Source organism: Oceanibium sediminis, assembly GCF_003265325.1.
Lineage (GTDB): Bacteria > Pseudomonadota > Alphaproteobacteria > Rhodobacterales > Rhodobacteraceae > Halovulum > Halovulum sediminis.
This window is the reverse complement of the sequence record NZ_QGNX01000011.1, coordinates 1-23,905: the sequence shown is the minus strand read 5'-3', so window position 1 is coordinate 23,905 and position 23,905 is coordinate 1. Positions and strand designations below refer to the sequence as shown.

General features: G+C 68.3%; 22 protein-coding genes. 18 read left to right on the top strand and 4 right to left on the bottom strand.

Annotated features, from left to right (window positions below; all coding sequences use genetic code 11):
- Nucleotides 1-146 precede the first annotated feature (146 nt).
- The 8 genes from DJ029_RS19135 to DJ029_RS19100 all read left to right on the top strand — a co-directional run bounded on the left by DJ029_RS19135 (nt 147) and on the right by DJ029_RS19100 (nt 9,108).
- Nucleotides 147-1,634 (top strand): UxaA family hydrolase, encoded by a 1,488-nt coding sequence (locus tag DJ029_RS19135; RefSeq protein WP_112324099.1) that lies wholly within the window; start codon nt 147-149, stop codon nt 1,632-1,634.
- 67 nt (nt 1,635-1,701) lie between these two features.
- Nucleotides 1,702-2,685, top strand: coding sequence for a Gfo/Idh/MocA family protein (locus DJ029_RS19130; RefSeq protein WP_112324098.1), 984 nt, complete (start codon nt 1,702-1,704; stop codon nt 2,683-2,685).
- Complete coding sequence (locus DJ029_RS19125) at nt 2,673-3,557, top strand: phytanoyl-CoA dioxygenase family protein (RefSeq protein WP_112324097.1); 885 nt, start codon at nt 2,673-2,675, stop codon at nt 3,555-3,557. The genes DJ029_RS19130 and DJ029_RS19125 overlap by 13 nt, the downstream gene beginning before the upstream one ends.
- Nucleotides 3,554-4,690 (top strand): NAD(P)/FAD-dependent oxidoreductase, encoded by a 1,137-nt coding sequence (locus DJ029_RS19120; RefSeq protein ID WP_112324096.1) that lies wholly within the window; start codon nt 3,554-3,556, stop codon nt 4,688-4,690. The genes DJ029_RS19125 and DJ029_RS19120 overlap by 4 nt, the downstream gene beginning before the upstream one ends.
- Before the next feature lie 14 nt (nt 4,691-4,704).
- Nucleotides 4,705-5,598: an NAD(P)-dependent oxidoreductase gene (locus DJ029_RS19115; protein ID WP_112324095.1), complete on the top strand. Its 894-nt coding sequence runs from the start codon at nt 4,705-4,707 to the stop codon at nt 5,596-5,598.
- 31 nt (nt 5,599-5,629) lie between these two features.
- Nucleotides 5,630-6,349 (top strand): SDR family oxidoreductase, encoded by a 720-nt coding sequence (locus DJ029_RS19110; protein ID WP_112324094.1) that lies wholly within the window; start codon nt 5,630-5,632, stop codon nt 6,347-6,349.
- Nucleotides 6,346-8,133: a DUF4153 domain-containing protein gene (locus DJ029_RS19105; protein ID WP_112324093.1), complete on the top strand. Its 1,788-nt coding sequence runs from the start codon at nt 6,346-6,348 to the stop codon at nt 8,131-8,133. The genes DJ029_RS19110 and DJ029_RS19105 overlap by 4 nt, the downstream gene beginning before the upstream one ends.
- A 63-nt stretch (nt 8,134-8,196) precedes the next feature.
- Nucleotides 8,197-9,108: a DMT family transporter gene (locus DJ029_RS19100; protein ID WP_112324092.1), complete on the top strand. Its 912-nt coding sequence runs from the start codon at nt 8,197-8,199 to the stop codon at nt 9,106-9,108.
- 5 nt (nt 9,109-9,113) lie between these two features.
- Here DJ029_RS19100 and DJ029_RS19095 read toward each other — a convergent pair whose 3' ends face one another.
- Together DJ029_RS19095 and DJ029_RS19090 are read right to left on the bottom strand one after the other, a co-directional pair.
- Nucleotides 9,114-10,304: a TPM domain-containing protein gene (locus tag DJ029_RS19095; protein ID WP_112324091.1), complete on the bottom strand. Its 1,191-nt coding sequence runs from the start codon at nt 10,302-10,304 to the stop codon at nt 9,114-9,116.
- Nucleotides 10,305-10,309: 5 nt separating this feature from the next.
- Nucleotides 10,310-11,047: an SDR family oxidoreductase gene (locus tag DJ029_RS19090; RefSeq protein ID WP_112324114.1), complete on the bottom strand. Its 738-nt coding sequence runs from the start codon at nt 11,045-11,047 to the stop codon at nt 10,310-10,312.
- A 168-nt stretch (nt 11,048-11,215) separates the two neighbouring features.
- On the opposite strand from DJ029_RS19090, the gene DJ029_RS19085 reads away from it, so the two are divergent.
- Together DJ029_RS19085 and DJ029_RS19080 are read left to right on the top strand one after the other, a co-directional pair.
- On the top strand, nt 11,216-11,926 hold the full coding sequence (locus DJ029_RS19085; RefSeq protein ID WP_157966451.1) for an SIMPL domain-containing protein: 711 nt from the start codon (nt 11,216-11,218) through the stop codon (nt 11,924-11,926).
- A gap of 86 nt (nt 11,927-12,012) precedes the next feature.
- The gene (locus DJ029_RS19080; RefSeq protein ID WP_112324089.1) at nt 12,013-12,384 is read left to right on the top strand and encodes a rhodanese-like domain-containing protein; all 372 of its coding nucleotides are present in this window, start codon (nt 12,013-12,015) and stop codon (nt 12,382-12,384) included.
- A gap of 72 nt (nt 12,385-12,456) precedes the next feature.
- On the opposite strand, the gene DJ029_RS19075 is transcribed toward DJ029_RS19080, so the two are convergent.
- Both DJ029_RS19075 and DJ029_RS19070 read right to left on the bottom strand, forming a co-directional pair.
- A complete protein-coding gene (locus DJ029_RS19075; protein WP_112324088.1) occupies nt 12,457-14,238 on the bottom strand; it encodes an IlvD/Edd family dehydratase in 1,782 nt (593 codons plus the stop codon).
- Nucleotides 14,239-14,306: 68 nt separating this feature from the next.
- Complete coding sequence (locus tag DJ029_RS19070) at nt 14,307-14,951, bottom strand: DUF2238 domain-containing protein (protein WP_112324087.1); 645 nt, start codon at nt 14,949-14,951, stop codon at nt 14,307-14,309.
- Nucleotides 14,952-15,029: 78 nt separating this feature from the next.
- Here DJ029_RS19070 and DJ029_RS19065 point away from each other — a divergent pair, with 78 nt between their 5' ends.
- From DJ029_RS19065 to DJ029_RS19035, 8 genes are all read left to right on the top strand, one after another.
- The gene (locus tag DJ029_RS19065) at nt 15,030-15,728 is read left to right on the top strand and encodes an endonuclease/exonuclease/phosphatase family protein (RefSeq protein ID WP_112324113.1); all 699 of its coding nucleotides are present in this window, start codon (nt 15,030-15,032) and stop codon (nt 15,726-15,728) included.
- A 101-nt stretch (nt 15,729-15,829) separates the two neighbouring features.
- Nucleotides 15,830-16,435, top strand: a complete 606-nt coding sequence (locus DJ029_RS19060) for a LysE family translocator (protein ID WP_112324086.1) — start codon at nt 15,830-15,832, stop codon at nt 16,433-16,435.
- Nucleotides 16,436-16,535: 100 nt separating this feature from the next.
- Nucleotides 16,536-17,465 carry a choline ABC transporter substrate-binding protein gene (locus DJ029_RS19055; protein WP_112324085.1) on the top strand — a complete coding sequence of 310 codons (930 nt, stop codon included), beginning with the start codon at nt 16,536-16,538 and terminating at the stop codon, nt 17,463-17,465.
- A gap of 116 nt (nt 17,466-17,581) precedes the next feature.
- Nucleotides 17,582-18,421: a choline ABC transporter permease subunit gene (gene choW, locus DJ029_RS19050; protein ID WP_112324112.1), complete on the top strand. Its 840-nt coding sequence runs from the start codon at nt 17,582-17,584 to the stop codon at nt 18,419-18,421.
- Entirely contained in the window at nt 18,418-19,458 is a 1,041-nt protein-coding gene (gene choV / locus DJ029_RS19045) for a choline ABC transporter ATP-binding protein (RefSeq protein ID WP_112324084.1), read from the top strand. Before choW ends, choV begins: the two co-directional genes overlap by 4 nt.
- Nucleotides 19,459-19,461: 3 nt before the next feature.
- Nucleotides 19,462-21,135 (top strand): choline dehydrogenase, encoded by a 1,674-nt coding sequence (gene betA, locus DJ029_RS19040; RefSeq protein WP_112324083.1) that lies wholly within the window; start codon nt 19,462-19,464, stop codon nt 21,133-21,135.
- A gap of 262 nt (nt 21,136-21,397) precedes the next feature.
- Nucleotides 21,398-22,231, top strand: a complete 834-nt coding sequence (locus DJ029_RS22205) for an ImuA family protein (RefSeq protein WP_232823140.1) — start codon at nt 21,398-21,400, stop codon at nt 22,229-22,231.
- Nucleotides 22,203-23,708 (top strand): Y-family DNA polymerase, encoded by a 1,506-nt coding sequence (locus DJ029_RS19035; protein WP_258165102.1) that lies wholly within the window; start codon nt 22,203-22,205, stop codon nt 23,706-23,708. The genes DJ029_RS22205 and DJ029_RS19035 overlap by 29 nt, the downstream gene beginning before the upstream one ends.
- Nucleotides 23,709-23,905: the final 197 nt, after the last annotated feature.

Genomic DNA, 23,905 nt, shown 5'->3' with positions numbered 1-23,905 from the left:
CGCCGGAACAGCCATGGTCCGCCATCTTGCCCCCCGCCCCGCGCGGGGCAAGCGGGGCGCCTGACTCGGCGGCGCGCGGCCCACTTTACTCTTAAAATACTCCCGCCGGAGGCTCCGGCGGCTGAATTGTGAAAAGGACAGACCCCGTGAGCGATACCATCCGCCTCGACACCGCAGACAACGTCGCCACCGCGCGCCAGGCGCTGGCCCCAGGACAGGACGGCGCGATCGAGCGCATCCCCCGCGGGCACAAGATCGCGCTGACGCGGATTCCGAAGGGCGCGCCGGTGCTCAAATACGCGCAGATCATCGGCTTCGCGGGCGAGGATATCGCCGCCGGTGCGCATGTGCATACCCACAACCTCGACTTCAGAAGCGTCGAGCACGACTACAGCTTCGCGACCAACCTGCGCCCCGTGGAACCGGCGACGGGCGACAGCTTCCTGGGCTACCGGCGCGACAGCGGCCGCGTCGGCACACGGAACTACATCGCAGTGCTCACCTCGGTGAACTGCTCGGCCACGGCGGCGCACAGGATCGCCGCGCATTTCACGGACGAGGTGCTGGCCCCCTACCCCAACATCGACGGCGTCGCCGCCTTCGTGCACGGCACCGGCTGTGGCATGGCTGGCGATGGCGACGGTTTCGAGGCGCTCCAGCGCGTCACCTGGGGCTACGCGCGCCATCCGAACGTGGGCGGCGCGCTGCTGGTGGGCCTGGGGTGCGAGATGAACCAGATCGACTGGCTGATGGAAGCCTACGGGCTGACGCCGGGGCCGCGGTTCCAGGCGATGAACATCCAGGATGTCGCCGGCTTGCGCCGCACGGTCGAGGCGGGGATCGAAAAGGTCGCCGCGATGCTGCCACTCGTCAACGACGCGCGCCGCGAGCCCTGTCCCGCGTCCGAGCTGATGCTCGCGCTGCAATGCGGCGGCTCGGACGCCTGGTCCGGCATCACCGCGAACCCCGCCCTCGGCTACGCCTGCGACCTGCTGGTCGCCCAGGGCGGCACCGGAGTTCTGGCGGAAACCCCCGAGATCTACGGCGCGGAGCATCTGCTGACCGCCCGCGCTGTCGATCGCGCCGTGGGCGAGCGGCTGCTCGAGCGGATCAAATGGTGGGAGGATTACACCGCGCGCAACCTCGGCAGCATGGACAACAACCCGAGCCCCGGGAACAAGAAGGGCGGGCTGACGACGATCCTGGAAAAGTCGCTGGGCGCGGCGGCCAAGGGGGGCACCACGGCGCTGACCGGGGTCTACAAATATGCCGAGCCGGTGCGTGCGCGCGGCTTCACCTTCATGGACAGCCCCGGCTACGATCCGGCCAGCGTCACGGGGCAGATCGCCTCGGGGTGCAACCTGGTCGCCTTCACCACCGGGCGCGGCTCGGCCTTCGGGGCGAAACCTGTGCCAAGCCTGAAGATCGCGACCAACTCGGAAATGTTCGCGCGGATGACCGAAGACATGGACATCGACGCGGGCGAGATCCTGTCGGGAACTTCGGTGGAGCAAAAAGGGCGTGAGATCTATGAAACGCTGCTGCGCGTCGCCAGCGGCGAGCAGACGAAGTCCGAAGCCCAGGGGCTGGGCGATTACGAGTTCGTTCCATGGCAGATCGGCGCCGTGATGTGAACGGGGCCGCGGGCCCCGTGCGCGCCGCGCGGGGGATATTTGAAGACTTTGGAAAGGGGACGGCGCCGTGATCCGGGTTCTGGTGGTGGGCATGGGGTCGATCGGGGCGCGACATGCGGCGGCGGCCGCGGCGCATGACCGGGTACGGCTCGTCGCGACGGTGGATCTCGTCAGCGAGGGGCTGGCGGGCGTGCCGCATTTCGCGCGGATCGAGGATGTGGACGTGACCGTGGATGCCGCCGTGATCGCGACACCCACGGACAGCCACGCCGCCCTGGGCGCGGCGGCGGCGGCCCGTGGCTGGGCCGTCCTGGTGGAGAAGCCCATCGCTCATACCCCCGATGCCGGGGCCGCGCTGATCGACGCGTGCCGCGCCGCAGGCGTGCCGCTGATCGTCGGCCACCACCGGCGCACGCACCGGGTGGTTGCGCGGGCGCGAGATCTGCTGGCGGGCGGCGCAATCGGCGACGTGCTGGGCGTCAGCGGCATCTGGGCGGTGCGCAAGCATGAGGGGTATTTCGATGCGCCCTGGCGCGCCGGTGCGGGGGGATCGCCGGTGCTGATCAACCTGGTCCATGACATCGATCTGTTGCGGCACCTGCTCGGCGAGATCACCGAGCTTTGCCCCTTGCTGGCGGACACATGCGGCGGCGGGGCGGAGGACAGCGGAGCACTCGCGTTGCGCTTCGCCAGTGGCGCGCTCGGCACGTTCCTGTTCAGCGACCGCGCCCCGAGCCCCTGGAGCTTCGAGGCCGCCACGGGCGAGAATGCCGAGATCGCCGGCGGCGGCGCGGATTGCTACCGTTTCATCGGCACGGCGGGCGCGCTCGGCTTTCCGTCGCTGAGCCTGTGGCAGGGCGCGCGGGACTGGCGCGAACCGCTGACACGCCATGCCGAGAGCGTCGCCATCGATCCGCCGCTGGTTGCGCAACTGGCGCATCTGGCGGATGTTGTGGAACATGGCGCGCCGCCGCTGTGTTCCGGCGCGGACGGGCTGGCGGCATTGACGCTGGCGCTGAAAACAAGGGAGGGGCGGCCATGGAAGTCCTGAGCGAAACCCAGGTCCGGGACTATCGCGAAACCGGCTACCTGGTGCTGGAGGGCCGCGTCCCCGAGGCCACAATCCAGGCCCTGCGCGACGAGATCGCCCGCTTCGAGGAGGAGGCGCGCGGCATGACCGCCTCCAACGCGCGGCTGGATCTTGAGGACAGCCACAGGCCCGACGCGCCCCGGGTGCGGCGGATCAAGCGCCCGGACCTGATCTCGCCCGTGGTGCGCGAGCTGCTGCGCTCGGACGTGATCCTGGCCCCGGCACGGGATCTGCTCGGGGCGGATATCCGGTTGCACACGACCAAGCTGAACATGAAGAAGGCGGGCTACGGCGCGGCGATCGCATGGCACCAGGACTTTGCCTTTTATCCCCATACCAATGACGATGTGCTCGCCATCGGGGTGATCATCGACGATATCGGCCCGGACAATGGCCCGCTGATGGTGTTTCCCGGCTCGCATCGCGGGCCTGTTCACGATCACCACGTGGACGGGGTATTCGCGGGCGCGATGGACCTTGGTGCCGCCGGGCTTGATCCAAAGGACGCCGCGATGCTGACAGGGCCCGCCGGGTCGCTGACCATTCACCATGCCCGCATCGTGCACGGCTCGGCGCTGAACCGCTCTGACCGGGACCGCAGGCTGCTGTTCCTGGAAATGATGGCGGCGGACGCCTTCCCGATCATGGGCTCCATGACGCCTTTCGACGGGATCGAGTCCTACAACGAACGGATGCTCTGCGGGCGGCCCACCCTGACCCCGCGCCTGGCGGAGGTGCCGGTGCGCATCCCCCAGCCCCAGCCCGCACAGGCCGGCTCGATCTACGAGATCCAGTCGCACGCGGCGGGGCGCGGTTCCGAGACGCCGTCATGAAGATAGCGGTCATCGGCGCGGGCCTGATCGGTGCAGGTGCCGCGCGCCACCTGACAGGCATGGGGCACGAGGTGGCGCTGATCGGGCCCGACGAACCGGCCAAGAAGCGCACACATGCCGGGGTTTTCGCCAGTCATTACGACGAGGGGCGTATCACCCGGATCCTTGCGACCGATGCATTCTGGAGCGATGTGAGCCGCGCCTCGATCGCCCGCTACGGGGCAATCGCGTCCGCCGGGGGCATCGGGTTTTACACCAATTGCGGGGCAATGATGGCGGGGCCCGCCGGGCACCCCTTCACCGAGGGCGCGGCGCGGGTGCGCCAGCAGCGCGCCGTGCCGAGCGAGGAACTGGAAGGCGCGTTGCTGGCAGCGCGCTTTCCCTGTTTCGCCTTCCCCGGCGGGACACGGGCCTTTCACGAAACGACGGGCGGGCACATCAGCCCCCGCCGCCTTGTGGCCGCGCAGATCGCCGCCGCCACGCGGGCCGGGGCGGTGCGGATCCGCGAGGTGGTGAGCAGCGTGACCCCCGCTGCGGCGCAGGTGACGATTACGACGCCCAGCGCCAGCCACACCGCCGACCGTGTCCTGATCGCAACGGGCGCCATGACAGACCATATCGCCCCGCGCCCGCCGGGGCAGCGGGTCTATGCGCGCACCGTCGCCCTGTTCGAGGTCGATGAACCCGAAGCGGCGCGGCTGGCGGGGATGCCCTCGCTCGTGTTTCGCGGCGAGGGCGCGGCGGAGCCCTATCTTCTGCCGCCCATCCGCTATCCCGACGGCAAGCTCTATCTCAAGCTGGGGGGCGACCCGGTGGACGTGCAACTCCACACCCCTGAGGAGATCGGCGACTGGTTCCGCTCAAGCGGAAACGGCGATGTGCGCGACCACCTGGAGGCGCAGATCCGCACGCTGATGCCGGATCTTGCGATCCGCGCCACGAAGATGGACGCCTGCGTGACGACATTCACCGCCACGGGTCGCCCGGTGATCGACTGGGCCGACGAACGCATCGCGCTGGCCACGGGGGGCAACGGCGCGGGGGCTAAATGCTCGGACGAGCTTGGGCGGCTGGCGGCCACACTGATCAGCGGCGGGGCGGACCCGCTGCTTCACCAGACGACTTGGACATGAAGGGAGTGTAAAGGATGAGCGACAAACCGACGATCGGATTTATCGGCCTCGGCCTGATGGGCGGGGCCATGGTGGGGCGGTTGCAGGACCTCGGCTACCCGATGGTGGTGCTGGCCAACCGCAGCCGGGCCAACGTCGACGCCGCCGTTGCGCGCGGCGCGACCGAGGCGACGAGCGCAAGAAAACTGGCCGAACGCAGCCGGATCGTCATGCTGTGCATGGACACCTCAGCCTCGGTCGAGAGCCGGATGCTGGGCGAGGATGGCGTCATCGTCGGCCTGTCGGAGGGCAAGACCGTGATCGACTTCGGCACCTCGCTGCCCGGCTCCACCCGGATGCTGGCGGAAAAGGTGGCCGAGGCGGGCGGCGCGCTGCTCGACGCCCCCTTGGGGCGCACCCCGGCGCAGGCGAAGGACGGGCTGCTGAACATCATGGGCGCGGGCGACGCGGCGGCCTTTGTGGCCGTGAAGCCGGTGCTCGACGACCTGGGAGAGAACGTCTTTCACGTCGGCCCCTCGGGCGCGGGGCACACGCTGAAGCTGATCAACAACTTCTTTGCCATGACCACAGCCTGTTCGATGGCCGAGGCCTTCGCCATGGCCGACCTCGCCGGGATCGAGCGTCAGACGCTGTTCGACGTGATGGGCGCGGGGCCGCTGCGCTCGGGCATGATGGAGTTCATCAAGGGCTACGCGGTGGACGGGGATATCCAGCTTGCCTTTTCCGTCGCGAACGCGCGCAAGGACGTGGGCTACTACGTGCAGATGGCCGACGACCTGGATGTGCCGAGCCAGATGTCGGGGGCGGCCAAGAATGCCCTTGCCCTTGCGAAAGCAAACGGTTGGGGGGACAAGATGGTGCCCGAGATGACGGACTGGTTTGCGGAATTGTTCGGCAAGCGATCCTGAACAAGACATTTGAAACAAAGGGAACAAGATCATGAGACTGAAAGGCAAGAAGGCCGTCATTACCGCGGCGGGCCAGGGCATAGGACGGGCCAGCGCGGAGGCGTTCATCGCCGAAGGCGCGACGGTGCTGGCCACGGACCTGAACGCCGATCTTCTGATCGGCCTCGACTGCGAGACGCACGCCCTGGACGTCACCGACAAGGCCGCGGCGCAGGCCATGATCGCCGAGGCCGCGCCGGACATCCTGTTCAACTGCGCGGGCTTCGTGCACAGCGGCACCATCCTCGAGGCGAGCGACGAGGAGTGGGACTTCGCCTTCGCGCTGAACTGCCGGTCGATGTTCCACACGATGCAGGCCGCCCTGCCCGGCATGCTGGAGCGCGGCAAGGGCTCGATCATCAACATGTCCAGTGCCTGTTCCTCGATCATCGGCGCGCCGAACCGCTTCATCTACGGCACCAGCAAGGCGGCCGTGATCGGGATGACCAAATCGGTCGCGCGCGAGTACATCGACAAGGGCATCCGCGTGAACGCGATCTGCCCGGGGACCGTCGACAGCCCCTCGCTGCACGAACGCCTGCGCGCCACCGGCGACTACGAGGCGGCGATGAAAGCCTTCGTGGCGCGCCAGCCCATGGGCCGGATCGCGGCGCCCGAGGAAATCGCGGCGCTGGCCGTCTACCTCGGCTCGGATGAAAGCGGCTTCACGACGGGGCAGGCCTGCGTGATCGACGGAGGCTGGTCCGGATGACCGGCGTCCCCGCGATGCGCGCCGCGCTGGCGATCACCGGCGTGATCGCGGGGGCCGCCTATTACCTGCTGATCGAAGAGGAAGTCCTGCGCAGCGCCCCCGTAGAGGTGCAACGCGCGGTGGTCTATTTCGCCATCGCGCTGTTCCCGGCCTTCGGGCTGATGGCCGGGCCCCTGCCCCCGCGCCGGGCGGGCGCAGCCGCGCTGGCCCTTGCCACCCTTTGCGTGGGGCTGGTGACATGGACAGGCCTGCGCTTTCCCGCCGCGGCGGGGGCCGCTGACGGCCTGCTGGACCCCACCGGCGAGGGCCTGATCATCGCCCCGTTCATCGGCTTCGTCGCGGTCCTCATTCCTGTCGTGACCGCCGCGTTGCAGGCGCGGGGGGGCTGGCGCGACTATGGCAGGCTGATCCCGCTGATCTGGATTGCCGCGACCAAATCCCTGATCTCCCTTCTTTTTCTGATCCTGTTCTGGAGCATCTACTTCCTTTCGGACGCCCTTCTGCAGCTTGCCGGGGTTGAGGTTCTGGACGATCTCTTTGATGTCGATCCCAGCGTGTTCGTGATCAGTGGCGGTGTGATCGGCCTTTCGCTGGCCGTCACCTGCGAGCTGGAAGAGGTCATCACCACCCTTCTCAAGCTGGTGCTGCGCCTGTTGCGCCTGCTGCTTGTGCCGGTGGCGGTTGTGCTGAGCGTTTTTGTCGGTGCGGTCATCCTGCAAGGTCTGGACGAGGTATTTTCCAGCCGGTCCGCCGCGGCAACCATGATGTCGATGGCGGCAGGCACCCTGGTGCTGATCGCCGCCGCGCTGAACTTCCACGACCGGGAAGCAGCCACCCATCCCGCAATTCGCTGGACGATCCGCATCCTTGGCCTTGTCCTGCCCGTGGTGGCGGGTATCGCGCTTTACGCGCTTTGGATTCGTGTCGCGCAATACGGCTGGACGCCGCAGCGGCTGCTTGGGGTGCTGTGCGGGCTTGTCATCCTCGGCTTCGTGCTGCCGGTGACGCTGTTCGCCCTGCGCGCCGCGCCGGGCTGGCAGGCGCGCACGCTCTCCGGCTTCGTGGCGGCGCTGATCGGCACGCTGGCGCTGACAGGGCTGTGGTTCACGCCATTGCTGAATGCCCAGGCCATTGCCGCCGCATCGCAACTGGCGCGGTTCCAGGACAAGTTGCCCGACGCGGACTACGACCTCTGGCCCCTTGCCCGCCAATGGGGCGCACCGGGCCGGGCGGCCTTGGAAGAATTGAAGGCGATGGACCTGTCCCCCGCGCTCAGAACACGGATCGCCACGATCGAGGGGGCGGAGACCCGCTACAGCGCCTCGCGGGAAATCGGTGACACCCGGCGCGAAGACGCCTGGGCGACATTGCAGGAAAGCCTGCCGGTCCGGCCTGCCGGCGCCCGCCTGCCGGATTTCGCCGCGATCGAAGCAATCCAAACCTACCGCTTCAACCTGGAGCACTATGTTCGATCCTGCGATGAGGCGCCAAGGCCGCCGGCCTGCGCGGCGGTCCAGGGGGATTTCCTGCCAGCGACACCCGGGCTGGAATGGATGCTGATCAGCCAGTCCGCAGGCAGAAGCTGGATGTCAGCCACGCTTCTCTACCGTGACCAGGACGGGGCGTGGCAGGCAAGCGGGATCGCCACGGACCACGTCGAAGCCCAAAGCCAGTCGCTGATCCCGCAGATCCTGTCCGGGGCGTACGAGATTGCGCCGCCCCGAATGCAGTCCCTGCAAATCGGCCCGGTCCGCCTGTCCCCGAAATCCGAGCGGGGGGAGTAGAATGGCCCGGCCCCAATCCTCAGTACCGGCAAGCGCCCTTGCCGATCACCCTGGAAACCACCCATGAGCATCGCCCTGCCCCGCGAAGACCGGCTGACATTCGCCGTCATCATCCTTGCCGGGGCGTTCTTCAGCTTCACGATGATCGACACCATGGCGAAATGGCTGGCGGCGGCCGGGGTGCCGGTGCTGCAGGTCGCCTTCATCCGCTACGCGGGGCATTTCGTCACCTCGCTGGCGCTGTTCCTGCCCGCCGAGGGGCCGGGGGTCTTCCGCTCGAACGTGCCAAGGTTGCAAATCGGGCGCGCGGTCTTCCTGCTCGGCAGCACGGTGCTGAACTTCTTCGCGCTCAGCTACCTGCCGCTGACGGTCACGACGGCGATCTTCTTCGCCAGCCCGATGGTGGTCTGCCTGCTGTCGATCCCGGTGCTGGGCGAAACCGTGGGCCTGCGCCGCTTCATCGCGGTCGCGGTCGGCTTTTGCGGCGTCCTCGTAATCACCCAGCCCTGGTCGGCCAGCTTTCACCCGGCGATGTTCTTCTCGCTCGGGGCGCTGTGCTGCGCGTCCATGTACTTCGTGCTGACCCGCGCGGTCGCGGGACGCGACAACAACCCTACCAGCCAGGTCATCGCCAGCGGGTTGCCGACGCTGCTGCTGTCGCCCTTCGTCGTCTTCACCTGGGTCTGGCCTGACGGCGCGCTGGAATGGGGCCTGACCCTGGCGATCGGCTGTTTCGCCACGCTCGGCCATTCGCTGGCGGTGGTGGCGCATCGCTACGCGCCCGCCTCGACCCTGGCGCCGATGGTCTACGTGCAGATCCTCTATGTCACGATCATCAGCTGGGCGGTCTTCCGCCAGCCCCCCGATGCGCCGACGATCGTTGGGACGGCCATCATCGTGGGCGCGGGTTTCTACATCTGGCAGCGCGAACGCGCGCTGCGCAAGACCGCCGAGCTTCCGCGGGCGGGGGCCTGAGGCCCCTACCAGCTGCCGCTGGCCCCGCCGCCCGACGAACTGCCCCCGCCGAAGGACGAGCGCCCCGAGCCCGAGGAGGAGGATTTCGATACCTTCGGAATGGTGCGCACCTCGCTGTCAGTGAACTTGCAGTTGTGGCACTGGTAGTCGATCCGCTTGCGCCCGGTGGAGGTGGTGGTCGCTGCCTCCAGGATCTCGGTGTCCGAACTCATCGTGCGATAGTCGCACTGCGGGCAGGTGCCGTAGGAGGAGAACCAGGCAGGGTAGCGGCTGATCTCCATCCGGTTGCAGCTGGGGCATTCGTAGACATCGTAATCGACCGAGCGCACGAACTCCTCAAGGCGCTGGCCGCCGCTCAGATGCGCGTCGTCCACGTCCTCGTTCTGAAGCACCATCCGCGTGCCGCAGGTGCCGCAATCGCGCGGGCGATAGCGCAGCCAGCGCCGGAAGGTCCAGGCCGCTCCGCCGAGCGGGACCAGCAACAGCCCCCACAGCCATCCGCCCAGGGACTCGAGGCCGCGCCCGATGGTCGAAAACCCGCGCCACAGGGTGCTGCTTTCGTACTGCCCTGGGGATACGCCGGCGATTTCGCGGATCGTGCCCTCCACCCCCTGTTCGATGCCGATCTGGTAGCGATCGGCGCGGAAGTTCGGCAGGAAGTACTCGTCGATCACCCATTGCATGTCATCGTCGCGCGCGCTGCCATAGCCCGCGCCAAGCTCGATCCGCATTTCCCGGTCGAAACGCGACACGAGGATCAGCACCCCGTCGTTCGCCTCTGCGTTGCCGATGCCCCAGGTGTTGAACAGCCGGGTGGCGAAGGCCTCGTTCGTGCCCTCGAACCCGTAGTCGCTGCGCCGGGCAATGGTCAGCACCGTCATCTCTACGCCGGTGTATTCGTAAAGCTCCTCCAGTTGCGCGCGAATCCTGGTTTCGGCGTCGTCATCCAGAAGGTCGGCGTAGTCGTTCACGTAAAGGTCGCGCCAGCCGGGGATGCCTGGCGCGGCGCTGTTGCCTTGCCCGTCCGCCTGCATGGCGTCGGTGGCGTAAGCGACGGGCGGGCGTTCCACGCCCAGCTCCACCCCTTGCGGGCGGGTCATCATCCCCACCGCGTAGCCAAGGCCGAGCCCCAGGAGCCCGAGCACGACGATGCCGAAAACGATCCGGCCCCGGGTTCGTGGCGTCACCCCGAGCATGGCGCTCAGCCGCGTCCGACCAGCGGCATGGCCGTCGCCATGACCGTCATGTACTGCACGTTCGCATCCAGCGGCAACTCGGCCATATGCAGCACCGAGGTTGCCACATGCACCGGGTCCATCACCGGCTCTGCCTTGATGGAGCCATCGGCCTGCGGCACGCCGTCCAGCATGGGCCGCGCCATGTCGGTCAGCGCGTTGCCAATGTCGATCTGCCCGCAGGCGATGTTGAAAGGCCGCCCGTCCAGGCTGAGCGTCCGGGTCAGCCCGGTGATCGCATGTTTCGTCGTGCTGTAGGGCGACGAGCCGGGACGCGGGGCCTGCGCGCTGATTGAGCCGTTGTTGATGATCCGCCCGCCCTGGGGGTCCTGCGCGCGCATCCGCCCGAAGGCGGCGCGCGCACACAGGTAGGCCCCGTGCAGGTTGACGTTCAGCACCTTCAGCCAATCGTCTACCGGGATCTCGTCGATGGGTGCGCCCTTCACGTTGGTGCCGGCGTTGTTGAACAGCATGTCGATCCGCCCGAAACGCTCCACCGCGGCGTCGAAGGCGCTGTCCACGGCGGCGGGATCGGTCACATCGGTCGAGATGCACAGCGCGCCGGGATTGCCGCCCGCCACCGACTCGAGCGCGTCCAGGCGGCGGCCCAGAAGGGCGACGTTCCAGCCCTTCTCCAGCAGCAGCTTCGTCACTTCCATGCCAAGTCCGGAACCCGCGCCCGTCACAACGGCTGTATTCGTCATCCTGTTCATCCCCCTGATCGCGCAGGCGAAGACCCGCGCCATTTGGCCTTTTGCCCGCACTATAGGCAGAGCCTTCCGTCGGGGAAAGCGCGGCCGATGCAAACCGGGCCTGTTCGCCGGTCGATCGCCTTGATACCGTCCCCCCGTTACACCGAACCGGAGAACGCAATGCTGCGCCACACTTTTCTTGCCCTCGCCCTGACACTTGCCCCCCTTGGCCACGCGGTCGCGCAGGACGCGCCGCGTGCCCTGACCGTGACCGGCATCGGCATCGCGCAGGCGGTGCCCGACATCGCCCGGATCGAGGTGTCGGGCGTGGCCACCGGGGACTCCGCCGGTGAAGCGATGGGCGCCGCCTCCGAGGCGGCGGCGAACGCCCTTGCCCTGCTGAAGCAGCGCGGCGTGGCCGAGCGCGACCTGCGCACAACGTCGCTGTCGGTCTACCCGGTCTACAGCCGTCCGGGTGAGCCGGGGCGCCAACAGTCCGGCGACAACGACCGCCCCGTCATCGCCGGTTTCGAAGCACGCGCCGGCCTGTCCGTCGTTCTGCGCGATATCGCCGAGGTGGGACCGACGCTCGACGCGCTGCTCGACGCGGGGATCAACCAGATCGGCGGTATCAGCTTCGATCTGTCCGACCCGGCCAAGGTGCGGGACGCGGCGCGCCGGGATGCGGTGGCCGACGCGATGGCGCGGGCCGCGCTTTACGCGAAAGCGGCGGGGGTCACGCTTGGCCCGCTCCTCCACCTTCAGGAGGGCGGCAGCCCATCGTCGGTGCCGATGGCGCGCATGGAGGCCATGGGCGTGGCCGCAAGCGCGATCGCCCCGGGCGAACAGGACGTCAGCGCCAGCGTGACCCTGCGCTACGCCATCGAGTAGCCCCACGACGTGCTTCACAATCCGATTTGGAAATCGCCGCTGGCGCACTACGTAATTCCACAACCCACAAGGAGGAATGCAAGGTCATGAAAACTGCAAAGGACTACCTCGACGAAGCACACGCGGTCGTGCCGAAAATCTCCCCAGAGGAGGGGATCACCCGGCACGGCGGCAGCGCCGTTTTCGTGGATGTGCGCGACAGCGGTGAGATCGCCGCCAGCGGCACCATCGCCGGGGCAGTGCGCGTTTCCCGCGGCTTCATCGAATTCGCCGCTGACTCCAGTACGCCCCACCACCACCCCGCCTTCCAGAAGGATGCCGAGCTGATCCTGATCTGCGGCGCGGGCGGTCAGGCCGCGCTGGCGGGCAAGACTTTGAAGGACATGGGGTTCACCAACGTCTTCAACGTCGGCGGCTTTTCCGCATGGAAAGAAGCAGGCGGCCCGACCGAGGAGTGATCCTTGTCCCGCCGTTGAGAAATGATCCAAAGGGGCCCCTGCGTGGGCCCCTTTGTTTTTCTACTGCCGGTCTCAGTGGTTGTCCCGCGGCAGGTTTCGGGCGACCCGCTGGTAGCTTGTCGCCAGTTCCAGGCAGCCGCCGTCGCCAAGCTGGCCGACGTGGGTGCGATAGATTTCCTGCCAGGGGGTGTGGCTGACGATCTCCGGCGGGGTCCAGTTCGCGCGCCGCTCGGCCCACTCGGCCTCGTCCACCAGCGCGTTCAGCGTGCCGGCATTCAGGTCCAGGCGCACCCGGTCGCCGGTTTGCAGCAGCGCAAGGCCGCCGCCCACCACCGATTCCGGGCTGGCGTTCAGGATCGACGGGCTTTCCGAGGTGCCAGACTGCCGCCCATCGCCCACCGTGGGCAGGTGGTTGATGCCCTGCTTGATCAGCGCATCGGGCGGCTGCATGTTTACCACCTCGGCCGAGCCGGGATAGCCGACGCAACCGACATTGCGAATGAAAAGAATGGTTTCCGCGTCGACCTTCAGATCCGGATCGTTCAGCCGCTCATGGTAATCCTCGGGGCCTTCGAAGACAACGGCCTTTGCCTCGAAGATGCCCTCCGCGCCCGGGCTCGACAGGAAGCGTTTGCGGAAATCATCCGAGATGACGGAGGTTTTCATCAGTGCGCTGTCGAACAGGTTGCCCCCCAGAACGATGAAACCGGCGTTTTCCCGCAGCGGCTTGGCCACCGTGCGGATGACGTCGTGGTCCAGCGAGCGCGTGTCCGCCAGGTTGTCCGCCATGGTCTTGCCCGTGGCGGTCATCACGCCGCCATGCAGCATCCCGACTTCCAGCAACTCGCCCATCACAGCGGGCACGCCGCCCGCGCGGTGGAAGCTTTCGCCGAGGTATTCGCCCGCGGGCTGCATGTTGACCAGCAGCGGCTTTTCGAACCCGTGGCTCTGCCAGTCGCGCACGTCCAGTTCCACCCCTGCATGACGCGCCACGGCCTGCAGATGCGGCGGGGCGTTGGTGGAGCCGCCGATGGCGGTGTTGACGGCGATGGCGTTCAGGAACGCCTCACGCGTCAGGATGTCGGAGGGCTTCAGATCCTCGTAGACCATTTCCACCGCCCGCCGGCCGGTGTGGTATGCCATTTCCATCCGCTCCCGGAAGGGGGCGGGGATCGCGGCGTTGCCGGTCAAGCTCATGCCCAGCGCCTCGGCCATGGCGTTCATGGTGGAGGCGGTGCCCATCGTGTTGCAATGCCCGAGCGAGGGGGCAGAGGCGCAGACGCGGCTCATGAATTCTTCGTAGTCGATCTTGCCCTCCGCCAGCAGGCGGCGGCTTTCCCAGACGATGGTGCCCGAGCCTGCACGCTCTCCCTTCCACCAGCCGTCCAGCATCGGGCCGCCGTTCAGCGCGATGGCAGGCAGGTCCACGGTGGCCGCGCCCATCAGCATCGCGGGCGTGGTCTTGTCACAGCCCGTGGTCAGCACGACGCCGTCGATGGGGTAGCCGTAAAGCACCTCGACCAGGCTGAGATAGGCGAGGTTGCGGTCCAGCGCCGCCGTCGGGCGCTTGCCGGTTTCCTGGATCGGATGGACGGGGAATTCCATCGGAATGCCCCCCGCGTCGCGGATGCCCGCCTTGATCCGGTCCATCAGGAAGACGTGGATCTTGTTGCAGGGCGCAAGATCGCTGCCGGTCTGAGCGATGCCGATCACCGGACGCTCGGATTGCAATTCCCCGCGGGTGAACTCCTGGTTCTGGTACCGCTCGAGGTAGAGCGCCGTCATGCCGGGGTTGTTGGGATTGTCGAACCATTCCTGTGAACGGAATTTTCTGTTGGCGCGCGTATCGCTCATCCGGATATTTCCTCTTGTTTTGTAATTGGCTGCCCCCGGGCCGCGGCCCCGATCCAGTGAACGCGCGTTCAGCGACGGCGTTTCAACAAGTCTTTGTTCAGGCGCATGAATGTGTCAATGAGTGCCGTTATACCCCCCAGCGCGCGGCCGACAAGGTAAAGGTAGCCCATCAGCGCCCCGAGAAACGCCCCGATGCAGTCCACGATCAGATCCCACATCGTGTCGATCAGCCCGGATTTTTGCATGTTCAGCCCGAAGATCTGGTCCATCGCGAACTCGTAGATTTCCCAGCACGCGCCGATGGTCACGGCGATGCAGAAGGCGATGAAGGCCACCGCCCAGGGCGGGGCGGCATAGCGGTCCCCCTCGAACAGCATGAAGGCGAACAGGAAACCGATCAGCCCGAATCCGGCCGCCGAGCCGCCGTGCAGAACCACGTCCCACCACCAGTATCTTTCATAGAAGTCAAAGGCTTCCCCAAGGAAGATCGTGCCAAACACGAACATCGTGATGACCGTCAGGAAGGTCAGCGGCAAGCGGATGTTGAACCGCTCGACGAATAGGCGGGGCAGCACGGACAGCACCATCGTCGCCAGCGACACGAAAGCCAGCGACCAGCGCGCCGTCCACAGCGCATAGAGCATGGACAGCGCCAAGATCGCCCAGATGACGTTGATGATCAACCGGCGCGGATCGGTAATTCGGGCTCTCATGCCGCCGATCCTGTTGCAACTGCGCGGACAAGACAAGCCCGGCTGGCAGAGCGCGTGTCGCGTTCCTATCTTATGGACATGACACATTCCCAGGTCCGCGTGGCGACCTATAACATCCGCAAGTGTATCGGCACGGACTGGCGGCGGAAGCCGGACCGGGTGCTGAGTGTTATCGCGCGCCTCGGCGCGGATGTCGTCGCCCTGCAAGAGGCCGACAAACGCCTCGGCAGCCGCCCCGCCGCCCTGCCGATGGCCCAGGCTCAAGCCGAGGGGTGGCAGGCAGTGCCGGTGCGCCAGGGGGCGCGCAGCCTCGGTTGGCACGGCAACGCCCTGCTGCTGGCGCCGCACCTGCGGGTGACGGATCACATGCCGCTGAACCTGCCGGGGCTTGAGCCTCGCGGCGCGATCCTGGCCGAAATCTCGGGGCCGGGAATGACCCTGCGCGTCGTCGCGGTGCACCTTGGATTGCGCCGCGCGGACCGGCGGCGCCAGCTTGAGACGATCGCCGCGGCGCTGGCTGGGCGGCAGGACATGGCGACCGTAATCCTGGGGGATTTCAACGAGTGGCGCTTTAACGGGGGCCGCAGCAGCGCGCTGCCGGGTTTTGCCGAACACAGCCCCGGCCACAGTTTCCACGCGACCCGCCCCGTTGCGCGGCTAGACCGCATCCTGACGAACGAGGGGCTGCAGGTGACGCATGCCGGCGTGCACCGCTGTGACCTGGCGATGCGCGCCTCGGACCACCTGCCGGTCTGGGCCGATCTTTCCCTGACCTGACGGCCCGTCCTTAACGCCCCTGCCCCTGCCGCCCCCGCCCTTGCGCTTGCGTCACCGCCTTCGGGCGGGCAATGCTGGGGTATGCAACGCCCGGGGGACCCATGCTCGCATTCGCCGCAGCCGTCTTTTTCCTGATCGTCACCCCCGGTCCGGGCGTGCTGTCCACCGCCGGTGTCGGGGCCAGCTACGGCGCGCGGCCCGGCCTAAGTTACGTCGGCGGGCTGTTCATCGGCACGAACATGGTGGCGCTTGCCGTAGTATCAGGGCTGGCCGCACTTTTGCTGGGCGATCCTGTTTTGCGGGTGGCGCTTGGGGCGGCCTCCACACTGTACCTGCTTTACCTTGCCGCGAAGATCGCCTTTGCGGGGGCGCGGATCGCCTTCATCCACCCCGAGCAGCCGCCGGGCCTGCGCGATGGCGTCCTGTTGCAACTCATCAACCCGAAGGCGTATGCGGTGAACACCGTCATGTTCTCCAACTTCCCGCTGGGCCTGGCCTTCGGGACGGAAATGGCGGCGAAGTTCCTGATCATGAATGCCGTGTGGATTCCGCTGCACCTGCTCTGGCTTGGCGCCGGGGTCGCCTTGCGCCGGATGTCGCTGAGCGCGCGCGCGCAGCGGCGGATCAACTACGCCATGGCCATGTCGATGCTGCTGGTGGTCGGGCTGACGATATGGAAAGCCGATTTCGCGCAACTCGCGCTTTGACTTGCGGCGACGGACCGGAATGGTAGGCTCTGCCCCGACGGCCCGGGCGTGTCCCCGGCCGAATACCCATGCAAAGAAGCGAAAAACAGGGAACCGATTCATGAACAAGCTGCTCACGACTTCCATCCTGGCCCTCAGCCTCGGGGCCGGAAGCATGGCGCAGGCCGATTGCGAAACGATCACCTTCTCGGATGTCGGCTGGACCGACATCACCGCGACGACCGCGCTGACGACGACCGTGCTTCAGGGCCTCGGCTATGAGACCGACGTCAAGGTGCTGTCGGTGCCGGTCACCTACACCTCGCTCGCGGCGGGGGATATCGACGTCTTCCTCGGCAACTGGATGCCGACGATGGAGGCCGACATCGCCCCCTATCGCGAGGCGGGCACCGTGGACACCGTGCGCGAGAACCTGGTCGGCGCGAAATACACGCTGGCCGTGAACAAGTCGCTCGCCGATGCGGGCCTGACCAGTTTCGACAAGATCGCCGAGTTCCGCGACCAGCTGGACGGCAAGATCTACGGGATCGAGCCGGGCAACGACGGCAACCGCCTGATCCTCGACATGATCGAGGCGAACGCCTTCGGGCTTGACGGGTTCGAGGTCGTCGAAAGCTCAGAACAGGGAATGCTTGCCCAGGCCGAGCGTGCCGCGCGCCGCGACGAAGGCATCGTCTTCCTCGGCTGGGAGCCGCACCCGATGAACGCGAACCTCGACATGGTCTACCTTGAAGGGGGGGACGACTGGTTCGGGCCCAACCTCGGCGGGGCGACCGTTCTGACCAACACCTCCGCCGGTTACGTCGATGCCTGCCCCAACGTCGGCCAGCTTCTGAAGAACCTGGAATTCACCCTGGCGATGGAGAACGAGGTCATGGGCGCGATCCTCAACGATGGAGAGGACCCCGAGGACGCCGCCGAAGCCTGGCTGAAAGCCAATCCCGATGTGCTGTCGAGCTGGCTCGACGGGGTCACGGCCAAGGATGGCGGCGACGGCATGGCGGCCGTGAAGGCGGCGCTGGACCTTTGAGCGGTAGGGTGGGCAGTTTCTGCCCACCGTCCCACGCTTCCCCGGGGTGACCCGCCGGGCTCCCCTGTAAAATGGTGGGCAAAGAATTGCCCACCCTACGAGGCGGATCGCGCATGATCGAATGGCTCGAAGACAACCAGATCCCGCTCGGGAACTGGGCCAAGGCCGCGGTCGACTGGCTGACGGACAATGCCGCCTGGGTCTTCGATGGCCTCTCGGCGGGGTTGGAGGCCGTGATCATGGCCGTGCTATGGGTGTTGCAGGCGCCGCACCCTTTCGTCGTGATCGCGGCGGTCACCGCCCTTGCCTGGTGGAGCCGCCGCTCGGCCTGGTTCTGCGCTTTCACAGCGCTCGGCCTGCTGCTGATCATCAACCAGGGTTATTGGGAAGAAACGACCGAAACGCTTGCCCTCGTCCTGTCGGCCACCGCGCTGTGCATGGGGCTTGGCGTGCCGATCGGCATCGCCGCGGCGCGGCGGCCCTGGCTGTTCACCGTGCTGCGCCCGATCCTGGACCTGATGCAGACCATCCCGACCTTCGTCTACCTGATCCCGGCGCTGATCCTGTTCGGCCTTGGCATGGTGCCCGGCCTGATCGCCACGGTGATCTTCGCGATCCCTGCGCCGATCCGCCTGACGCACCTTGGCGTCACCTCCACCCCCAAGCCGCTGATCGAGGCGGGGCTGGCCTTCGGCGCCACGCGCCGGCAGCTGCTCTACAAGGTGGAACTGCCCTGGGCGATGCCCCAGATCATGGCCGGGCTGACGCAGACGATCATGCTGTCGTTGTCCATGGTGGTGATCGCGGCCCTTGTCGGCGCCGACGGGCTTGGCGTGCCCACGCTGCGCGCGCTGAACCAGGTGAACATCGCCAAGGGGTTCGAGGTGGGGCTGGCCATCGTGCTGATCGCGATCATCCTCGATCGCCTGTTCCGCAGACCGGGGGGCCAGAAATGACCCGCCCGATGGTAGAACTGGACAATGTCTCCATCGTCTTCGGCAGCGCGCCGGAGGCCGCGCTGCCCCTGATGGACCAGGGCCAGAGCCGCGAGGAGATTCAGGAAAGCACCGAGCAGATCCTCGGCGTGCACGACTGCTCGCTGTCCGTGGCCGAGGGCGAGATCCTGGTGCTGATGGGCCTGTCGGGCTCGGGCAAATCCACGCTGATCCGCGCGGTCAATGGGCTGAACCCGGTGGTGCGCGGCCACGTGCGCGTCTGGGACGGGTCGCGCGCGGTCGACGTGGGCACGGCGGACAAGGCCACGCTGCGCCGCCTGCGCGCCACCCGCGTCTCCATGGTGTTTCAGCAGTTCGGCCTGCTACCCTGGCGCAGCGTGCGCGACAACGTCAGCTTCGGTCTGGAACTGTCGGGCCAGGGTGTAGCCGAGCGGGCGAAGGCGGCGGATGCGCAGCTTGAGCTGGTCGGCCTGACCGGCTGGGCTGACCGGCGCGTGGACGAGCTGTCGGGCGGCATGCAACAGCGCGTCGGCCTGGCCCGCGCTTTCGCCACCGATGCGCCGATCCTGCTGATGGATGAGCCGTTCTCCGCGCTCGACCCGCTGATCCGCACGAAGCTGCAGGACGAGTTGCTGGCGTTCCAGCAGCAGATGAACCGCACCATCCTGTTCGTCAGCCACGACCTGGACGAGGCGATGAAGCTCGGCAACCGCATCGCGATCATGGAGGGCGGGCGCATCGCGCAGCTGGGCACGCCGCAGGACATCGTGTTGAAACCCGCGACGCCCTACGTGGCCGAGTTCGTGGCCCATATGAACCCCCTCAACGTGCTTCGCGCGCGTGAGATCATGACCAGCGATCCCCCGCCCCCCGGCGCGCGGCAGATCGCCCCTCTGACCCCGATCCGCACGATCCTTGAGATGCAGGAACATGACCGCAGCCCACTTGCGGTGGTGGAAGACGGGCTAACCCGTGGCACAGTGCGGGCCGAGGCGGCGATGCACGCCATCCTCAGCCTTGGTTCGGGCGGGCCCTGAACGATGAGCGAGATCGCGGACTACATCATCGTGGGCGCAGGCTCCGCCGGATGCGCGATGGCCTACCGCCTGTCGGAGGACGGCAAGCACCGCGTGCTGGTGATCGAGCATGGCGGCTCGGACGCGGGGCCGTTCATCCAGATGCCGGGCGCGCTCAGCTACCCGATGAACATGCGCGCCTATGACTGGGGGCTGACCTCGGAACCCGAGCCGGAACTGGGCGGGCGGCGGCTGGCGGTGCCCCGCGGCAAGGTGATCGGCGGCTCCTCCTCGATCAACGGCATGGTCTACGTGCGCGGCCACGCCCATGATTACGACCATTGGGACGCCGAGGGAGCGACCGGCTGGTCCTATCCCGATGTCCTGCCCTACTTCCAGCGGCTCGAGAACTGGCACGGCAACGAGGTCGACAGCGAGGCGGATCCCGGCTGGCGCGGCACCTCGGGCCCCTTGCACATCACGCGCGGGCGGCGCGACAACCCGCTTTACAACGCCTTCATCGAAGCCGGGCAACAGGCGGGGTTCGAGGCGACCCACGACTACAACGGCGAAAAGCAGGAAGGCTTCGGCGCCTTCGAGCAGACCGTCTGGCGCGGGCGGCGCTGGTCTGCCGCCAATGCCTACCTGCGGCCCGCACTGCGCCGCGCGAACTGCCGGCTGACCCGCGCGCTGGTGCGCCGGGTGATCTTTGCCGAGGGGCGCGCCGTCGGGGTGGAGGTACGCCGCGGCGGGCGGATCGAGGTGATCCGCGCGCGCCGCGAGGTGATCCTCGCCGCGTCCTCGATCAACTCGCCCAAGATCCTGATGCACTCGGGCATCGGCCCGGCGGCGCATCTGGCCGATCACGGGATCGGCGTGGTCGCCGACCGCCCCGGCGTGGGCGGCAACCTGCAGGACCACCTGGAGGTCTATATCCAGTACGCCTGCCTGCGCCCGATCACGCTGTACCGCTACTGGAACCTGCCGGGCAAAGCCTATGTCGGGGCGCGCTGGCTGTTCACCCGCACCGGGCCGGGGGCGTCGAACAACTTCCACGCCACCGCCTTCATCCGCTCGCGCGCGGGGATCGACTATCCCGACATCCAGTTCCACTTCCTGCCAATCGCGGTGCGCTACGACGGCAAGGTCGCCGCCAAGGCGCACGGCTTCCAGGTCCATGTCGGCCCGATGCGCGCCGCCTCGCGCGGGCGGGTGTCGCTGAAGAACGCCGACCCCGAGGCCGCGCCCGAGATCCGCTTCAACGCCTTCAGCGCCCCCGGCGACATCGAGGAATTTCGCCACTGCGTGCGGATCACGCGCGAGGTCCTTGCCCAGCCGGCGATGGACCCGCTGCGGGGCGAGGAGTTGCAACCGGGTCCCGCGGTGCAAAGCGACGCCGAGATCGACGCCTTCCTGCGTGAGCACGCCGAAAGCGCCTATCATCCCTGCGGCACCTGCCGTATGGGCGCGGCCAGCGACCCGGACGCAGTGGTCGATCCCGAATGCCGCGTGATCGGCGTCGAGGGGCTGCGCGTGGCCGACAGCGCGATCTTTCCGCGCATCACCAACGGCAACCTGAACGGCCCCTCGATCATGGTCGGGGAAAAGGCCGCCGATCACATCCTGGGCCGCGATCCCCTGCCCCGCAGCAACCGCCAGCCCTGGGTCAACCCGCGCTGGCGTGACTCGGACCGCTAGGGCGCATCTCCGCCCCCTGTCCGGGGCGCTCACCCGTGCCGCAAATCGCGAGGCGCGGCGCGCGGCTCATGCCTTCTCCTTTTGCCGGAAAATCCCGTCATCGCAGGCCCGGACGCCGGGCGCCGACTTCGTCATCAAATGTGATGCGGCAGGCCGCCCCGCCGACTTGACTCGGATCGTAACGGGATATGTAATGAGAACATAACATGAACATATGCGACTCAGCCGGGCCCGTCCCGGCCCCTTGAAGGAGGACCGCGACATGCATCCCCGGGCCATGGACGTGCTTGACCGCCTTGCCCTGAACCCGCGCCCCGGACATGGGGCGGCGCGGATCGATACCGGCGTGGCGGCGCTGGACGCGCGCCTTGGCGGGGGCCTCGAACAGGGGGCACTGCATGAAGTCCGGGCCCCGCTGGCGCGGGATCTCGGCGCGGCAAGCGGGGTGCTGCTGGGGCTTCTGAGCCGCCTGTGCAAGGGCAGCGGCCGGTCCCGCGTGCTCTGGGTCATGGATCCGGGCGTGACGCCGGACGCGGGCCTGCCCTGCCCCGACGGGATCGCCCAGTACGGGCTGGACCCGGGGGGCATCACCCTGGTCCATGCCGTCGACCTGCGCGCCGCGCTCTGGGCGGCGGACGAGGGCGCGCGCTGCACCGACCTGGCGGCGGTGGTGCTGCAGGTGAAGGGCAATCCCGCCCGGCTCGACCGGCTGGCGACGCGCCGCCTGATGCTGAGGGCGCGGAACAGCAGCGTCTGCGTGCTGATCCTGCGCCAGAGCGGGGCGGCCGAGGCCAGTGCCGCGCAGACCCGCTGGTGCGTCACCCCGCGCCCCTCGGCCGGGGATCCGGCCCTGCCCCGGGGCATCGGCCCGCCCGCCTTCCAGCTGACCCTTGAGCGCAGCCGCAGCGGCCAGACCGGGCACTGGCCCGTGCACTGGACCCCAGCAACCCGAGGCTTTGCCCATGACCCAAGCCCAGACATCCCCGCCCCGCAGGACGCCGCGCCGCTACGCGGCGCTGGCCTTTCCGCACCTGCCGACCGACCGGATCGCACGCGCGCGATGGGGCGTGTCGTGGATTTCGGACGGACGCCCTGAGGATGCGGCCCCGCTGGCGATCACCGACATGGTGCGGAACGCCCAGCGCCTTGTCGCGCTCGAACCCGGCGCCGAGGCCCTGGGCCTGCACCCCGGCCAGACCCTGACCGACGCCCGCGCGCTGGTACCGGGGCTGGAAACCCTGGCCCGCGAACCGGGGGCGGACGCGGCTCTTCTGGGCGCGGTGGCGGATTGGTGCGACCGCTACACGCCGCTCGTCGCGATGCAGGGCGGCGATGGGCTGGTGCTGGACATCACCGGCTGTGCGCATCTGTTCAGGGGCGAGGCGGCGCTGGCGGCGGACATCCGCGCGCGGCTGACCGGACAGGGGCTGCACCTGCGCCTGGGGCTGGCGGACACGCCCGGCGGGGCCTCGGCGCTGGCGCGCTTCGCCGCAGCCCCCATCGCCCGCGCCGAACCGGGGCCGGACGCGCTGAAGGCGGCGCTGTCGCCGCTGCCGCTCAGCGCCCTGCGCATCGACGAGGGCACCGCGACGGGGCTGCGCCGGGTGGGGCTGAAGACCGTCGGCTGCATCGCCGACCTGCCCCGCGCCCCGCTGGCGCGGCGCTACGGGGCGGAGTTGCTGCGCCAGCTCGACCGGGCGCTGGGGCGCGAGGAGGAAGCGATCTCCCCCCGCCGCCCGGTGATCGATCTGACCGCCGAGAAGCGCTTCTTCGACCCGATCACCCATGAAAGCGACATCGCCCGCGTGATCGCGCTGCTGGCCGAGGCGCTGGTGCCGATGCTGGAGGCGCGGGGCCTCGGCGCGCGGGCGCTGGAACTCTGCCTGTTCCGCGTCGACGGCGTGGTCGAGCGCCTCGACGTGGCGGCGGCCAGCCCCCTGCGCAGCGCCCCGCGCATCGCCGCGCTTTTCAAGGAGCGCATCGCCGGCCTGCGGCACGAGATCGACGCGGGCTTCGGTTTCGACCTGGTCAGGCTGGGCGTGCGCGCGGCGGACCCCTTCGGCGGCGCGCAGGGCGACATGATCACCGCGCGCGCCCCCGAAGACAGCTACCAGGCGCTGGTCGACAGGCTGGGCGCGCGGCTGGGGCCGGACCGGGTGCGGGTCTTCGCCGGGGCGGACACGCATATCCCCGAGCGGGCATTCGCAACGCTGCCGGTCACGCGCGCGCGCAAGGACGCCCCCCCGAACAGCCCGGCGGGCGCCACCCCCGCGCCGCCGCTGACCCGGCCGCTGTGGCTGCTGACCCGCCCCGAGCCGGTCGAAGCGGTGGCCGAGGTGCCCGACGGCCCGCCCCTGCGCTTCCGCTGGCGCAAAGCGGCTTACGAGATCACCCGCGCCGAGGGCCCCGAGCGCATCGCCTGCGAATGGTGGCGCGACGGGCGCGGCAGCCAGACCCGCGACTACTACCGGATCGAGGCGCGCGAGGGGCACCGCTTCTGGATGTTCCGCCAGGGCCTCTACGGGCGCGAGACGACACGCCCGCGCTGGTACCTGCACGGGGTCTTCCCATGAGCGGCGCACGCAAGGGGCGCGGCCCGCAGCGGGCATCGAGCCCGCCCCGGCCCGGGTCGCGCGCAGCGCTCCCGGCGCGCAAGGGCACCTGCAGTCCCCCGCACCGCACGCCTGCACTCTACAGGGCTCAGCGGCGGACCGGCGCGGGCGTGGGCACCACGCCCCGGCGGGCGGGGGGCTCGATGCCCCGCGCCCGC